This window comes from Modestobacter sp. URMC 112 (assembly GCF_053502575.1).
Genome location: NZ_CP199957.1, coordinates 4,077,785 through 4,091,912, shown reverse-complemented (window position 1 = coordinate 4,091,912; position 14,128 = coordinate 4,077,785). Strand labels below are relative to the sequence as shown.

The window sequence follows — 14,128 nt, the reverse complement described above, 5'->3', positions numbered from 1 at the left end:
GGGCTCAACCTGCGTGCTTTTCGGGCCTAAGCCCGCGTGCTCCTCCGGGGCTCAAGCCCGCGGACTCACTCGCCGGCGTCGGGGGGTGCTGCCGCGGCGAGCCGCTCGCGGGCCCGGTCAAGCCAGTGCTGGCAGAGCTCGGCCAGCTGCTCGCCGCGCTCCCACAGCGACAGCGACTCCTCCAGCGTCAGCCCGCCGGCCTCCAGTCGCCGGACCACGTCGGCGAGTTCCTCGCGGGCCTGTTCGTAGCTCTGCGTCGGTTCCGACTGTGGGGGCCCTGCCGGCTGATCGCTCACGGTGTCCCATCCTCCCCGGTGCCCCTGCGGTCGACGCGCACGGGCAGCCGGCCGCCCGCGACCCGGACCTGCAGCCGCTCCCCGTCGCCCACCTCCGCCGGGTCGCGGACCAGGGCGCCGTCGGCGCGCTGCACCACTGCGTAGCCGCGCTCCAGCGTGGCGGCGGGGGAGAGCGCTGAAACCCGGGCGCGGGCGTGCACGAGGTCGCGGTCGGCCGCCTCGACGCGGTGGGTCACCGTGCGCGTGGCGCGGGCGCGGAGCGCGGACACGTCGTCGGACCGGCCGGCCAGCAACCGGCCGGGCTCGGCCAGCACCGGCCGGCTGCGGACCGACTCCAGCCACCGTTCCTGCTGCTCCAGCCGCCCGGTGACCAGCGCCCGGGCGCGGGCCCGCAGCCCGTCGACCAGCCGGCGCTGCTCGCCGATCTCGGGGACCACCCGGTGCGCGGCGTCGGTCGGGGTCGCGGCCCGGACGTCGGCGACGTGGTCGACCAGGGTGGTGTCGGTCTCGTGGCCGACGGCGGTGACCACGGGGGTGCGGGTGGCGGACACGGCCCGCACCAGGCCCTCGTCGGAGAAGGGGAGCAGGTCCTCGACGGACCCGCCGCCGCGGGCGATGACGATGACCTCGACGGTCGGGTCGGCGTCCAGCCGGCGCAGCCCGTCGATGACGCCGGCGGCGGCGTTCGGCCCCTGGACGGCGCAGTGGTGGACGGCGAACCGGACGGCGGGCCAGCGGCGCCGGGCGGTGACCAGGACGTCGCGCTCGGCGGCGCTGTCCCGGCCGGTGATCACGCCGACGACCGCGGGGGCGAAGGGCAGCGGCCGCTTGCGGACGACGTCGAACAGCCCCTCGGCGGCCAGCAGCCGGCGGATCCGCTCGATCCGGGCGAGCAGCTCACCGAGCCCGACGGCGCGGATCTCGGTCGCCCGCAGCGAGAAGGAGCCGCGGGCGACGTAGTAGTCCGGACGGGCGCGGACGATCACCCGGGCGCCCTCGGCCAGCTCGAGGCCGGGACGTTCGGCGACGTCCCGGTGGCAGGTCACCGGGACGGACAGGTCCGCGGCCGGGTCGCGCAGGGTGAGGAAGACCGTGGCCGCGGCGCCCCGCCGGGACAGCTGGGCGACCTGGCCCTCCACCCAGACCTCACCGAGCCGGCCGATCCACTCGGCGACCTTGCGGGCCACTGTGCGGACCGGCCACGGCGACTCAGGAGAGGACGGGCTCGTCACGACCTCGAGCCTGCCAGGTCCTCCAGGACGGCCCGGCGGCCCTCCCGCAGGGTCCCGCCGCGAGCTCGCGAGCGGTGGGGGGCGGGAGGGTCCGTCAACCGCGGTCGGCGCTGAGCTTCTCCAGCCGGTTCTGCAGCAGCGTGACGTAGGGCGGCCGGGCCTGGTTCGCCCGCTCGTAGTCCAGCAGGTCGGCGACCGTCTCGGCGGGGTAACCGCGCAGGTGGCCGCGCAGCGACGGGATGCTCATGCCGGAGTAGCCCGGCACCGGCTCGGCGGGTGCCCCGTCGCCGCTCGGTGCCGCGTCGCCGGTGCCGTCGGCGGTGGGCGACGCCGCGATCGCGGCAGCCGCGGGCTCCGTCGGCGCCTCGCTGCCGGCGGTGTCGCCGGCCGTGGAACCCTCCGTGGCCGTGGGCTCGGTGGTGGCCTCGTCGGTGGCGGACTCCTCCGCGGCCGTCGGCTCCGTCGGTGCCTCGGTGCTGGCGGTGTCGTCGTCCGCGGAGCCCTCCGTGGCCGTGGTCGCGGCCTCGGCGGTGGCCGGCTCCTGTGCCTCGGTGGGCCCGCTCAGGGCGTCGGTCGAGCTGGCCTCGGCGGTGGAGGTGGCCTCGGCGGTGGGGGTGGCCTCGGCGGTGGAGGTGGCCTCGGCGGTGGGGGTGGCCTCGGCGGTGGGGGCGGCCTCGGCGGTGGGGGTGGCCTCGGCGGCGATCGCCTCGTCGATGGCGACGCCGTCGGCGCGGGACTCCTCCGCCGCTGCGGGCCCCGCGGTGGTGTCGCCCGCGGTGCCGGCGTCTGCGGCGCTGTCCGGGGCGGGGGCCTCGGGGAGCGCGAGGTCGGGGATGTCGGTGTCCGGGTCCGTGGCGTCCGCGGTGCCGACCAGCCCGAGGTCCCGCACGGTGGCGTCGTCCGGGAGGCTGCCTGCGGCGCCGCCGTCCGCGGAGCCTGCGTCCGCGCCGCTGCTCGCGCCGTCGGCCACCTCGGCGTCGGCGACCGTCGCCACCGTGTCCGCGGCCAGGTCGTCGGCCACCTCGTCGGGGACCGACTCCGGCAGCTCGGCGGCCAGTTCGGCGTCGACCTCCTCGGCCAGCTCGTCCACGGCCTTGGTGACCGTGTCGGCCGGCGGGTCCGCGGGCAGCCTCGCGACCTCGACGTCGGTGATCTCGTCGCCGTCGCCGGCGAGGGTCTCGAAGGCCAGCACGTCGGCCAGCGTGGCGTCGTCCCCAGCCGTGTCGTCCCCGGCCGTGTCGGCGGCAGCCGCGTCGCTCCCGATCGGGAGGGTCTCCCCGTCCTCGTCGGGGACCAGGTCCGTCGGTCCGGCGAGCTCGCCGGTGTCCGAGACGTCGGCGATCTCGTCGCTGAGCTCCACCGTCAGGTCGGCCGGGTCGCCCAGCTCCTGGGCCAGCGCCTCCTCGACCAGGGCCTCGCTCAGCTCCTCCTCGGCGGTCAGCGCCTCGGTGGCGACCTCGGGCTCGGCGGCGTAGCCGGGCTCGTCGACCAGGTCGAACGCCGAGGTGCGGTTGGCCGTCGGCACGACGGGCTCCGGGAGGTCCTCGTCGAAGGTGGCCATGCCGGGCTCGGCGCTGCCCCACAGCCCGGTGAAGACCTCGTCACCGCGGGCGACGAGCCCGGAGTACTGCTGCTGCAGCTTGAGGGAGGTCTGCATCGCCAGCCCGAGCAGGCGCACCGGCAGGTGCGTGAGCTCCCCGGGCAGCTTGCGGGCCTCGTCGAGCACGGTGGCGGCCAGTCCGGCGGCGGCGCGGACGGGTTCGGGGATCTCTCGAGCCATGGCACCAGCCTGCCGCACGCCGTCCCGACCGGCAGCGCGACGGCGACGAGGGTGGGCTGTCTCACCCGATCGGGGCACCGGCGCCCGCGCCGGCGGGAGGTGGCGGGCCGGTCGGGGCAGTGGCGTCGGTCTCGTCGGCCGTCCCGGCTCCCCGGCCCACTTACCATGGGCCCATGGCTGAACCGCGCGGACGCGTCCTGCTCGCCGACCCCCGGGGCTACTGCGCCGGCGTCGACCGCGCGGTGATCGCCGTCGAGCGGGCGCTGGAGATCCACGGGGCGCCGGTGTACGTCCGCAAGCAGATCGTCCACAACAAGCACGTCGTCGCGACGCTGGAACGGCGTGGCGCGGTGTTCGTCGAGGAGACCGACGAGGTCCCCGAGGGCGCTGTCGTCGTGTTCAGCGCGCACGGCGTGTCCCCGGCGGTCAAGGCCGAGGCTCAGCAGCGGTCGCTGACCACGATCGACGCCACCTGCCCGCTCGTGACCAAGGTCCACCAGGAGGCCAAGCGCTTCGCCAAGGACGACTTCGACATCCTGCTCATCGGCCACCGCGGGCACGAGGAGGTCGAGGGCACCTCGGGCGAGGCGCCGGAGCACATCCAGCTGGTCGACGGCGCGGAGGACGTGGCGGCCGTGCAGGTCCGCGACCCGGAGCGGGTGGTCTGGCTCTCTCAGACCACGCTGTCGGTCGACGAGACGCTGGCCACCGTCGACGCCCTGAAGGGCCGCTTCCCCGCGCTGCAGGCGCCGCCCAGCGACGACATCTGCTACGCCACCCAGAACCGCCAGCAGGCGGTCAAGCAGATGGCCGGCGAGTGCGACCTGGTCCTGGTGGTGGGCTCGACCAACTCGTCGAACTCCGTCCGCCTGGTCGAGGTGGCGCTGGAGGCCGGCGCCCGCGACTCGCACCTGGTGGACTTCGCCAGCGAGATCGACGAGGCCTGGCTCGAGGGTGTGGGCACGGTCGGGGTGACCAGCGGCGCCTCCGTGCCGGAGGTCCTGGTGTCCGAGGTGCTCGACTGGCTGGCTGCCCGGGGCTACCCCGACGTCGAGACGGTCAAGGCCGCCGAGGAGCGGCTGGTGTTCGCCTTGCCGCACGAGCTGAAGGCGCAGCGTGCGGCGCTGACCGTCGTCGACTAGAGGCAGGACCCACTCCTCCCCACCCCTCGCGAGCTCGGGGCGGTGCCCGGGAGGGGGCCCGACGACGACGGCCCGGCACCTCCGCGGAGGTACCGGGCCGTCGTCGTGGAGCTGAGGTCAGCGGCGGGCGATCAGCCGGCCGAGGAAGAGCACGAAGGACACCGCAACAGCCAGCCCCATCGCCGGGAAGCCGCGGATCAGCAGGGTGGCGATGGTCGGCACGCTGAGCGTGGCCGACGGGGCGAGCGCGATGTTGACCAGCGCCACGCCCAGGAAGACCAGCGGCGGGGCGACGACGACGCTCAGCAGGTCCTGGCGGCGCACCCGCAGGCAGGCGACCACCGAGGAGAGCAGCAGCGCGACCAGGGTGATCATCCCCAGCCCGGTGCCGAGGTAGGAGTCGACCGCCGCGGCGGCGAGGGTCAGGCCGAACATCCCGAGGACGACGGTCGACCCGCGCAGGTGCGGACCGGCGTCGAGGTCCTCGCGGCGGACCGGCGGACGGGCCGACCGCTCGTCGCGTCCCGGGGCGGGTCGACGACTCGAACCCTGCCCGCGCTCGGGAGCCCGGTCCCGGATCCGCTCCTGGCCGCGGTCGTACTCGCGGTCGTGGTCCCGGGCGCGGCCACGGTCATGGCCGCGGTCGTGACGCGGGTCGCGGTCGTAGCCCCAGTCGTCGTCCCGCTCGTTGCGGACCGCGGGGGGCGGGACGCGACGTCCCGCGGGCGGCCGTCCCCGGTCGGTCGGTCGGCCGCGGGCTGCGCTGCTCCCCGCCCGGGGTGACGGGTAGCCACGGCCCTGAGCCGAGCCGGCATCGCTGCGCTCTGCGCGCACGGCGTCCTCCCGCCCAGCATCGACAGCAGTGCTCGGAGCGATGGTGCACCTCCTCGTCCCACGACGGGAGCCGCGACTCACCGCCGGTCGGGCCACGGTATCGGCCCGTCCTGAGTAGACGCTGTACCTCTCGGGAGTGGCGAGGCAGAACTAGCCCGTGTCGTCCGGCGGCGGTGGCGCATTGTGTCCCCGGACGTCCCGCTCGTCCCACCACCCCCGGCAGTGCACCGCCGTCCCGGCCTGCCGGCCTCCTGGCTCACTGTCGGGTCCGGACAGGCCGGCGGGATGCGGGCCGCGACCGGTCCCGGTCGGCTCAGCCGGTGGTGCCGTCGCGGCCGGCTCCGGCGTCCGGCACACCGTGCTGCCCCGCGACCGGACCCGGGTACCGCGACGGCGCGCCGTCCTCCAGCCCCACCGGCTCGTCCGGCACCGAGCGCAGGGTGCGGACGGTGACCTCCGCGGCGACCGGTGCCGGCACCGGGGACTCGGCGACCCCGAGGCTGTCGAACCGGCGGGCCGCGACCAGCACGGAGCTCTCGTAGGAGCCCACCGTGTCGTTGAACCGGCCGACCGCCGAGCCCAGGGCCGCGCCGAGCCGGGTGAGGTGGCCGGACAGCGTGCCCAGCCGGGCGTGCAGCGTCCGGCCCACCTCGAGGACCGTGGTGGCGTCCCGGGCCAGCCGCTCCTGCCGCCAGGAGTACGCCACCGTGCGCAGCAGCGCGAGCAGCGTGCTGGGCGTGGCAATGACGACGTCGCGGGCGAACCCGTGCTCCAGCAGCGTCGGCTCGGCCTCGAGTGCGGTGATCAGGAAGCCGTCGGAGGGGACGAACAGCACCGTGAAGGGCGCGGCCTGCCCGAAGGCCGTCGGGTACTGCCGGGCGGCGAGCGCGTCGACGTGGGTGCGCAGCTGCCGGGCGTGCTCGGCGATGCGCTGGGCGCGGACCCCCTGGTCGGTGGCCTGCACCGCCTCGATGTAGCCGGCGAAGGGGACCTTGGCGTCGACCACGACCTGCCGGCCGTCGGCCAGCGTGACGACCAGGTCGGGACGCACCCGGGCGCCGTCGGCGGTGGTGCCCCCGGGCTGCTCGACGAAGTCGCAGTGCTCGACCAGGCCCGCCACCTCCACGACCCGGCGCAGCTGCACCTCGCCCCAGCGGCCCCGGACGTGCGGCGTGCGCAGCGCGGTCACCAGGGCGGCCGTCTCCTGCCGGAGCAGCGCGGACGTCTGCCCGACGGTGCCCACCTGCTCGCGGAGCTCGCCGTGGGCGGTGGCCCGGTCGCGCTCGATGCCGGCCAGCACCCGGTGCAGGTGGTCCAGCGACTCGTGCACCGGCTCCAGGGCATCGACCTGGGGGCGGCGGCGCGCGGACAGCGACACCAGGCCGAGGGTCACGGCGGTGGCCAGCAGCGCCCCGAGGAGGAGCCCGAGGAGCAGGGAAGCGGCGTCCATGCCCGGCAGGGTGCCGCAGTGGTCGGACAGTTCCGGGAGGACCCGCCCGGAGGCCCGCCGGGAGTCGAGGGGAGCAGGACCGGACCGCCGGCTGCCGATAGCACCGGGGAACCCCGTCCATCCCGACACGCCACCGGGTCGCCCCGGCGCCCTGGTGCCGAGGACGACGCGACCGCGGAGCGGCAGCTCCGGAGAAGGGCCCTGACCATGAACGTCCTGATGCTGAACTCCGGCCACATCGGCCCGGACCACTACCGGGTCACCGAACCGGCACGCGCCGTCCGGGAGGCCGGCCTCGGGGTGGCCATCACCGTCGACCGCGGCCTGACCACCACGATGAAGGAGCCCCCGGGCGGCGGGGAGGCCGTCGTCGTCGACGTGGACGCCAAGGGCGCCGACGTGGTCGTCCTCCAGCTGCCCAAGACCGCGCAGATGCTGCAGTGCATCGAGGTCCTTCAGGGCCAGGGCGTGGCGGTCGTCGTCGAGATGGACGACCTGCTGTCCGCCGTCCCGTTCGGCCACCCCGGCCACCACGCGCTGGTGCGCAAGGGCATGGCCCGGCAGGCGCTGGAGTGCGCCCGCCAGGCCGACCTGGTCACCGCCTCCACCCCGGCGCTGCTCAAGGCGTACGCCCCGCACGGGCGCGGCCGGGTCGTCCCCAACGCCGTCCCGCGGCGCATCGCCGAGCTGCCCCCGGCCTACGACCGCGACCCCGACGTGGTGTCGGTCGGCTGGACCGGCAACGTGCTGGGCCACCCCTACGACCTGCAGGAGATGGGATCGGGCCTGCAGCAGGCCCTCGACCGCACCCGCGGCCGCAGCCGGTTCACCGTGCTGGGGCAGAAGTGGGACCTCCGCGACCGCCTGTGCCTGCCGGAGGAGCCGGCCGAGGTGCCGTGGGTCAACGACGTCGACCAGTACAGCGCGATGCTCGGCGACCTGCTCGACGTCGGCCTGGCGCCGCTGCGGCTGGACGCGTTCAACGAGTGCAAGAGCTGGCTGAAGGCCATCGAGTACGCCGCGCGCGGGGTGTACGCCATCACCTCGCCGAGCCCGGAGTACCTGCGGCTGGGCATCGGCCGCCAGGCACGGGCGCCCAAGGACTGGGCGAAGGCGATCACCACCGCCGTCCAGGACCGGGACCGACGCCGCGAGCAGGCGGTCCGGGACCGGGAGAAGGTCCTCGCCGGTCACCTGACCGAGCACACCGCCGCCGACTGGGTCGCCGCCTGGGACCTGGCCCGGCAGCGGCGGGACCAGGCCCGGCGCAAGGGCGCCTGACCGGCGGTCTCAGGCGGCGACGGGGGCGTGCTCGGCCTCGTGGTCGAGCAGCCACCGCTTGACCGGCGTCCCCCAGCGGAACCCGCCCAGCCCGCCCCCGGTCGCCAGCACGCGGTGGCAGGGGACGAACAGCGCGGCCGCGTTCCGGGCACACGCCCCGGCGGCCGCGCGGACCGCCGCCGGCCGGCCGCAGCGGGCGGCGAAGGCGGTGTAGGTGTCCGGCTCGCCCGGCGGGACGGTGCGCAGCACCTCCCAGGCGTCCTCCAGGAACGGGCCGGACCGCTGCCGCACCGGGACGGCGTCGATGGCGGTCACGTCGCCGGCGCAGAACGCCTCGACGGCGTCCAGCACCGGCAGCCGGTCGGCGCGCTCGACCCAGACCGGGCGCAGCGACCGGTGCACCACCGGCAGCAGGTCGGCGACGTCGTCGGTCCAGCCGCTGGCGAGCACCACGTCGGTGCCCTCGAAGGGCGCGACGACGACGGTGAACGGCCCGGGCGGTGTGGAGATGCAGGCGTGGCGGGCGGGCGGGTGGTTCATGAGGCGCTCCGATCGGCGGGCGGACGGCGGGTGAACAGGTCGGGGACGGCGAGCGCCCACAGGTGCAGCACGGCGTAGGAGCGCCAGGGCCGCCAGCGGGTCGCCGCGTCGACGTCGGAGCTGCCAAGCTGGGCCAGGCTGCGGCGCAGCGCCAGGTCGCCGGGCAGCCAGACGTCGGGGTCGGCCAGGCCCCGCAGCGCCACCAGCGCCGCGGTCCAGGGACCGATGCCGGGCAGGGCCAGCAGGGAACGGGTGGCCTCGTCGCGGTCGACGCCGGGGTCCAGGGCGAGGACGCCGTCGGCCAGCGCGGTGGCCAGGGTCGTCACGGTGCGCCGTCGGGCGCCGGTGAGGCCGACCGCGCCGAGGTCGGCGCCGGCCAGGTCGGCCGGCCGCGGGAAGGCGTGGGTGAGGGTGCCGACCGGCTCGGGCAGCGGCCGGCCGGCGGCGGTGACCACCCGCGCGGTCAGGGTGCGGGCGCCGGCGACCGAGACCTGCTGCCCGAGCACTGCCCGGACGGCCGTCTCCGCGGCGTCCGGGGACGCGGGGACCCGCCGTCCCGGTGCGGAGGCGACCAGCGCGGACAGCGCCGGGTCGGCGCCCAGCACCTCGTCGACGGCGGCCGGGTCGGCGTCCAGGTCCAGCAGCCGGCGGCACCGGGCGACCGCCGTCCCGAGGTCGCGCAGCTCGGTGAGCTGCAGCCGGGCGGTAACCGCGGCACCGGTGCCCGGGGACAGCCGGACGACGGCGGGTCCGTGCGGCAGGTCCAGCACCCGGGAGAACGTCGTCCCGTCCCACTCCTCCAGGCCGGGGGTGGCGTGCGCGCCGAGGAAGAGCAGCACCTCGTCGGGGGCGAACGGGGCGCGGGCGGCCAGCCGCAGGGTCAGCCAGCCGGGGCTGCCGCCGTCCGGACGTGGCGTCGCCGGCCGCAGCCCGGAGGGCGTGGTGGCGAAGACCGCCTGCACGGTCTCGTTGAACTGGCGGATGCTGGCGAAGCCGGCCGCGAAGGCGACGTCGGCCATCGGCAGGGACGTGGTCTCGATCAGCAGCCGGGCGGTCTGCGCGCGCTGCGCGCGGGCCAGCGCCAGCGCCCCGACGCCGAGCTCGGCGACCAGCAGGCGGTGCAGCTGGCGCTCGGAGTAGCCCAGCCGGGCGGCCAGCCCCGGGACGCCGCTGCGCTCCACCTCGCCGTCGGCGATGAGCCGCATGGCCCGGGCCACGACGTCGGCGCGGACGTCCCACTCCGGCGAGCCGGGGACGGCGTCGGGCCGGCAGCGGCGGCAGGCACGGAACCCGGCGGCCTGTGCCCCGGCGGCGGTCGGGAAGAACGACACGTTGCGCGGCAGTGGTGTCCGGGCCGGGCAGGACGGCCGGCAGTAGATGCCGGTGGTGTGCACGCCGGTGACGAACCAGCCGTCGAAGCGCGCGTCGCGGCTGGCGACCGCGCGGTAGCGGCGTTCGACGACGTCCAGGGTGTCGGGCACGGCTCAAGGATGTCAGGGCTGGCAGGGTTGGACTGGCGGCTTTCGGACATCACCGTGGCGGCTGTGGGCCCACCTCGGGATGAGCGGCCACCATCCGCTTCGGCGCCCGGGCGACCCAGGCGTCGGTCACCAGCTCGGTGAGCAGGTCGGCGTCGAGCTCGTCCAGCCGCACCAGGACCGCGGCGTACCCGTCGAAGTGCCTGATCGTGAAGCAGCACCCCGGCTCCTCCGCGAGCAGGGCCTCCTTGGCGTCGAGGTCGGACACCCGCACGGCGAGCACCGGCCCGGACGGCGCGGCGTCGCCCAGCTCGGCCAGCTCCGTGCGCCGCAGCGGCCGCTCCCAGGCGAAGGCGGGCCGTCCGCCCACGGACCACCCGCGGTTGCGGTGCGCCGTGCTGACGGCCGTCCCGGGCAGCGCCAGACAGGCCCGGTCGACGTCCTCCCAGGTCACCATGGCGGGAAACTACGCCGGTGGACGGCCGTCCGGGCCCCGCGCGTGTGAGACGGTGCTCGCGCCCCCGGTGGCGGCCCGGCTGTGGGCGCCGGCGGCGGACGCGCCCACCGCACGGGAGGTGCAGGTGCTGGCGGGGGTGGCCCGCGGGCTGACGAACGCCGAGATCGGCCGCGAGCTGTTCATCGCGGAGGCGGTGCTCCCGGTGCTCTCGGGACCAGATGCACCGGCGGTTGAACCTCACGATATCCGCCACTGACCTGGGCTTTTGCTTGCCGACCGACCCTCTCGGGCGATAGACTTCGAACACACGTTCGAGATGACAGGGAGGTGCCTGGGTGGGTGAGTTGACCTCCGTACTGGACGACCTCGCCGCCGATGACCTCAAGCCGATGTGCGGTCCCGCTCTGCTGGACCGGGCCGCGATGCTGCTGCAGGCACGGAACCAGATCGACGCCGAGCTGACCCGCACCGTGCGGGAGTGCGAGCTGACTCAGGCGTCCGAGCACGACGGGATGAAGACACAGCAGTCCTGGCTGCGCGGCCACGGCCGGCTCTCGCCGGCGGCGGCGGCGCGGATCGTGAACTCGGGCCGGGCGTTGGAGCACCTGCCGGCGGTGGCCGCGGCATTCGCCGCCGGTGAGCTGACCGCCGAGGCGGTGGCGGTGATCGCCCCGATCGCAACCCCGGAGCGGCTGGCCGCCGCGGCGGCGCAGCACGTCAACGTGACCGAGGTCGACGCGGCCCTGACCTTGACCGCGGCCACCCAGACCTACGACACGCTCCGGCAGACCGTCCAGCGGTACTGCCTGGCGCTGGACCCCGACGGACCCGAACCCGACCCCACCGACGGCCGGCGGCTGAGCATCGCCAAGCACTCCGACGGCAGCCTCACCGGCCGCTTCGACCTGGATGCCGTCGGTGGGGAGAAGTTGCAGGCCGCCCTGGAGTCGATCGTGCAGGCCAACCGCCCTGAGGGAGACATGCGCACCCGGGCCCAGCAGCAGGCCGACGCCCTGGTCCAGCTGTGCGACAACCAGCTCGCCGGCGGCAACCTCCCGTTTCTTCGCTCTGTGAAGCCGCAGGTGATCGTCACCATCCCGCTCGAAGACCTCGTCGACCCGTCCACCGGACCTGGGGCGGGGACCACCGGCTTCGGGGCGGTCCTGTCCGCCGCCCGCGTCCGGTGGCTGGCCTGCGACGCCGGCATCACCCGGGTCGTGCTCGATCCCGACGGGGTCCCGCTGGACTTCGGCCGCACCAAACGGCTGGTCACCGCAGGACTCCGTCGGTCGGTGGAGATCCGCGACCGGCACTGCGTGTTCGCCGGCTGCTCGGCCCCCAGCCACTGGTGCGACGTCCACCATCTAGCCGAATGGCTCGCGGACGGCGGCGAGACCAACCTGGAGAACTCCGCCCTGCTGTGCGAACGCCACCACACCAAGGTGCATCACGGCTTCCGCGTGGAGCGACCACCCGACGGCCGATGGCGCACGTACCGACCCGACGGGACTCAGATCCTCATCGGCCCACGCCTGTAGCGGGTCACCGCGCCGCAGGGAGCTGTGTCCACGCCCGTTCCAGGCGGTAGGACCGGTAGCCGCGGTCGGCCTGCCACGGCCCCGACCACCGGACGCCGTCCTCGACGTGCCGGAACCCGAGGCCGTGGAGGATCCGGCCGGACGCGTCGTTGTCGGCGTCGTGGCCGGCGACCAGGTGGTCCAGGGCCAGTCGCGAGAACGCGAAGTCGACCACGGCAGCGGCCGCCTCCCGGCCCAGCCCCCTGCCCCAGTGCGCCGGGTCGAACCAGTAGCCGAGCGACGGGTCGCCATGGTCGATGCCGTCGACGTCCACCACGCCGACGAGCTGGTCCGCATGGACCACCGCGAACCGGTAGGCGGCCCCCGCGAGCCACTCGTCCTCGTGGGTGGCCGCCCAGGCGGACATCGCATCGAGGCTGGGCGGCCAGGAGGCCAGCCGCAGCCACCGGGTGACCGCCCAGTCCGACTGGATCTCGGTCATGCGCGGCGCGTCGGCGGCCGTCGTCGCCCGCAGCACCAGACGGGGAGTGCTCAGGACCAGGTCGCGGGGGACCAGCGCATGCTCGCCGTCGTCCTGGCTCACGCCTGCTCTCGGGCGTCGGCTCGCACGATGCGGCGGTCGGCCGTGAGCTCGCTGGGCGCGTCCCCGGTGTTCACCGTGCTGCTCGGCTCGATGAGCAGGACCTCCGCGCCGTCCGCGGACCACGGCTGGTGCGGGGTGCCCTTCGGGACGACGTGCAGCTGGCCGGGACCGAGGGTGACGTCGCCGTCGTCCATCCGGATGGTCAGCGAGCCGGAGAGGACGAGGAAGAACTCGTCGGTCTCCGGGTGGCTGTGCCGGGTGAACTCGCCGTGCGTGCGCACGACGCGGACGTCGTAGTCGTTGAGCACGGCGACGGTGTGCGGCTGCCAGGGCTGCTGGATCCCGGCGAGGACGGCGGCCAGGTCGATGGGGGTCGGCATGCCGCCATCCTCGCCGGTCCGGGCGGGGCGGCGACGCCCGTAAGCTGGTCTCCCGTGAGTCTCACCATCGGCATCGTCGGTCTGCCCAACGTCGGCAAGTCCACGCTGTTCAACGCGCTGACCAAGAACGACGTGCTGGCCGCGAACTACCCCTTCGCGACGATCGAGCCCAACGTCGGCGTGGTGGGCGTCCCCGACCCGCGGCTGGCGAAGCTGGCGGAGGTGTTCGGCTCGCAGAAGATCATCCCGGCGACGGTGTCGTTCGTGGACATCGCCGGCATCGTGCGCGGCGCCAGCGAGGGGCAGGGGCTGGGGAACAAGTTCCTGGCCAACATCCGCGAGAGCGACGCGATCTGCCAGGTCATCCGGGTGTTCACCGATCCTGATGTCGTCCACGTGGACGGCAAGGTGTCCCCGGCGGACGACATCGAAACGATCAACACCGAGCTCATGCTGGCCGACCTGCAGACCCTGGAGAAGGCCGTCCCGCGGCTGGAGAAGGAGATGCGCAAGGACAAGGAGCGGGCGTCGCTGCACGCGGCCGCCGTCGCCGCGCGCGAGGTGCTCGACTCCGGGCGCACCCTGTTCTCCGCCGGGGTCGACCCCGAGCCACTGCGCGAGCTCGGCCTGATGACCACCAAGCCGTTCCTCTACGTCTTCAACGTCGACGAGGAGGAGCTGGCCAACGAGTCGCTGATCGCCGAGCTGCGGCAGCTCGTCGCGCCGGCCGAGGCCATCCTGCTCGACGCCAAGATCGAGGCCGAGCTCGCCGAGCTGCCCGCCGAGGAGGCCGCCGAGCTGCTGGCCGGCATCGGTCAGGACGAGCCGGGGCTGGACCAGCTGGCCCGGGTCGGGTTCGCCACGCTCGGGCTGCAGACCTACCTGACCGCCGGTCCCAAGGAGTCGCGGGCCTGGACCATCCCGGTCGGTGCCACCGCCCCGCAGGCCGCCGGGGTCATCCACACCGACTTCCAGCGCGGCTTCATCAAGGCAGAGGTCGTCTCGTTCGACCAGCTCATCGAGGCCGGCTCGATGGCCGAGGCCAAGAAGCAGGGCTGGGTGCGGATCGAGGGCAAGGACTACGTCATGCAGGACGGCGACGTCGTGGAGTTCCGCTTCAACGTGTAGTCGGGTGGA

The 14,128-nt window shown here is 75.0% G+C and carries 15 protein-coding genes; 5 read left to right on the top strand and 10 right to left on the bottom strand.

Annotated features, from left to right (window positions below):
- Positions 1-65: 65 nt before the first annotated feature.
- The 3 genes from ACWIX6_RS19475 to ACWIX6_RS19465 form a co-directional block, all read right to left on the bottom strand.
- On the bottom strand, positions 66-296 hold the full coding sequence (locus tag ACWIX6_RS19475) for an exodeoxyribonuclease VII small subunit (RefSeq protein WP_448614087.1): 231 nt from the start codon (positions 294-296) through the stop codon (positions 66-68).
- Positions 293-1,528 (bottom strand): exodeoxyribonuclease VII large subunit, encoded by a 1,236-nt coding sequence (xseA, locus tag ACWIX6_RS19470; protein WP_448614086.1) that lies wholly within the window; start codon positions 1,526-1,528, stop codon positions 293-295. The genes ACWIX6_RS19475 and xseA overlap by 4 nt, the downstream gene beginning before the upstream one ends.
- A gap of 94 nt (positions 1,529-1,622) precedes the next feature.
- A complete protein-coding gene (locus tag ACWIX6_RS19465) occupies positions 1,623-3,308 on the bottom strand; it encodes a hypothetical protein (RefSeq protein ID WP_448614085.1) in 1,686 nt (561 codons plus the stop codon).
- A 173-nt stretch (positions 3,309-3,481) separates the two neighbouring features.
- Between ACWIX6_RS19465 and ACWIX6_RS19460 the strand changes: the two genes are divergently transcribed.
- Entirely contained in the window at positions 3,482-4,450 is a 969-nt protein-coding gene (locus tag ACWIX6_RS19460) for a 4-hydroxy-3-methylbut-2-enyl diphosphate reductase (RefSeq protein ID WP_448614084.1), read from the top strand.
- A gap of 117 nt (positions 4,451-4,567) precedes the next feature.
- Here the strand turns inward: ACWIX6_RS19460 and ACWIX6_RS19455 are convergent, their stop codons facing one another.
- Both ACWIX6_RS19455 and ACWIX6_RS19450 read right to left on the bottom strand, forming a co-directional pair.
- Complete coding sequence (locus tag ACWIX6_RS19455; RefSeq protein WP_448614083.1) at positions 4,568-5,284, bottom strand: DUF6542 domain-containing protein; 717 nt, start codon at positions 5,282-5,284, stop codon at positions 4,568-4,570.
- A 313-nt stretch (positions 5,285-5,597) separates the two neighbouring features.
- The gene (locus ACWIX6_RS19450) at positions 5,598-6,734 is read right to left on the bottom strand and encodes a DNA recombination protein RmuC (RefSeq protein ID WP_448614082.1); all 1,137 of its coding nucleotides are present in this window, start codon (positions 6,732-6,734) and stop codon (positions 5,598-5,600) included.
- A gap of 207 nt (positions 6,735-6,941) precedes the next feature.
- Here ACWIX6_RS19450 and ACWIX6_RS19445 point away from each other — a divergent pair, with 207 nt between their 5' ends.
- Positions 6,942-8,015: a glycosyltransferase family protein gene (locus ACWIX6_RS19445; RefSeq protein ID WP_448614081.1), complete on the top strand. Its 1,074-nt coding sequence runs from the start codon at positions 6,942-6,944 to the stop codon at positions 8,013-8,015.
- A gap of 9 nt (positions 8,016-8,024) precedes the next feature.
- On the opposite strand, the gene ACWIX6_RS19440 is transcribed toward ACWIX6_RS19445, so the two are convergent.
- Genes ACWIX6_RS19440 through ACWIX6_RS19430 form a run of 3 tightly spaced genes read right to left on the bottom strand, consistent with a single transcriptional unit; the run spans position 8,025 to position 10,490 of the window.
- Positions 8,025-8,555, bottom strand: coding sequence for a methylated-DNA--[protein]-cysteine S-methyltransferase (locus ACWIX6_RS19440; RefSeq protein ID WP_448614080.1), 531 nt, complete (start codon positions 8,553-8,555; stop codon positions 8,025-8,027).
- On the bottom strand, positions 8,552-10,036 hold the full coding sequence (locus tag ACWIX6_RS19435; RefSeq protein WP_448614079.1) for an Ada metal-binding domain-containing protein: 1,485 nt from the start codon (positions 10,034-10,036) through the stop codon (positions 8,552-8,554). The genes ACWIX6_RS19440 and ACWIX6_RS19435 overlap by 4 nt, the downstream gene beginning before the upstream one ends.
- A 49-nt stretch (positions 10,037-10,085) precedes the next feature.
- Complete coding sequence (locus ACWIX6_RS19430) at positions 10,086-10,490, bottom strand: MmcQ/YjbR family DNA-binding protein (RefSeq protein ID WP_448614078.1); 405 nt, start codon at positions 10,488-10,490, stop codon at positions 10,086-10,088.
- A 52-nt stretch (positions 10,491-10,542) separates the two neighbouring features.
- Here ACWIX6_RS19430 and ACWIX6_RS19425 point away from each other — a divergent pair, with 52 nt between their 5' ends.
- Both ACWIX6_RS19425 and ACWIX6_RS19420 read left to right on the top strand, forming a co-directional pair.
- Complete coding sequence (locus ACWIX6_RS19425) at positions 10,543-10,746, top strand: LuxR C-terminal-related transcriptional regulator (RefSeq protein WP_448614077.1); 204 nt, start codon at positions 10,543-10,545, stop codon at positions 10,744-10,746.
- A 79-nt stretch (positions 10,747-10,825) separates the two neighbouring features.
- On the top strand, positions 10,826-12,028 hold the full coding sequence (locus ACWIX6_RS19420) for a DUF222 domain-containing protein (RefSeq protein ID WP_448614076.1): 1,203 nt from the start codon (positions 10,826-10,828) through the stop codon (positions 12,026-12,028).
- A gap of 4 nt (positions 12,029-12,032) precedes the next feature.
- Here the strand turns inward: ACWIX6_RS19420 and ACWIX6_RS19415 are convergent, their stop codons facing one another.
- Both ACWIX6_RS19415 and ACWIX6_RS19410 read right to left on the bottom strand, forming a co-directional pair.
- The gene (locus ACWIX6_RS19415) at positions 12,033-12,611 is read right to left on the bottom strand and encodes a GNAT family N-acetyltransferase (protein ID WP_448614075.1); all 579 of its coding nucleotides are present in this window, start codon (positions 12,609-12,611) and stop codon (positions 12,033-12,035) included.
- Positions 12,608-12,991, bottom strand: coding sequence for a cupin domain-containing protein (locus ACWIX6_RS19410; protein ID WP_448614074.1), 384 nt, complete (start codon positions 12,989-12,991; stop codon positions 12,608-12,610). Before ACWIX6_RS19410 ends, ACWIX6_RS19415 begins: the two co-directional genes overlap by 4 nt.
- 54 nt (positions 12,992-13,045) lie before the next feature.
- Between ACWIX6_RS19410 and ychF the strand changes: the two genes are divergently transcribed.
- Complete coding sequence (gene ychF, locus ACWIX6_RS19405) at positions 13,046-14,119, top strand: redox-regulated ATPase YchF (protein WP_448614073.1); 1,074 nt, start codon at positions 13,046-13,048, stop codon at positions 14,117-14,119.
- Positions 14,120-14,128 lie beyond the last annotated feature (9 nt).

Bases quoted from the DNA above. Each gene is read 5' to 3' on its own strand.
- ACWIX6_RS19465 (WP_448614085.1), bottom strand. From the start codon at position 3,308: ATGGCTCGAGAGATCCCCGAACCCGTCCGCGCCGCCGCCGGACTGGCC.
- ACWIX6_RS19460 (WP_448614084.1), top strand. From the start codon at position 3,482: ATGGCTGAACCGCGCGGACGCGTCCTGCTCGCCGACCCCCGGGGCTAC.
- ACWIX6_RS19450 (WP_448614082.1), bottom strand. From the start codon at position 6,734: ATGGACGCCGCTTCCCTGCTCCTCGGGCTCCTCCTCGGGGCGCTGCTG.
- ACWIX6_RS19445 (WP_448614081.1), top strand. From the start codon at position 6,942: ATGAACGTCCTGATGCTGAACTCCGGCCACATCGGCCCGGACCACTAC.
- ACWIX6_RS19440 (WP_448614080.1), bottom strand. From the start codon at position 8,555: ATGAACCACCCGCCCGCCCGCCACGCCTGCATCTCCACACCGCCCGGG.
- ACWIX6_RS19430 (WP_448614078.1), bottom strand. From the start codon at position 10,490: ATGGTGACCTGGGAGGACGTCGACCGGGCCTGTCTGGCGCTGCCCGGG.
- ACWIX6_RS19410 (WP_448614074.1), bottom strand. From the start codon at position 12,991: ATGCCGACCCCCATCGACCTGGCCGCCGTCCTCGCCGGGATCCAGCAG.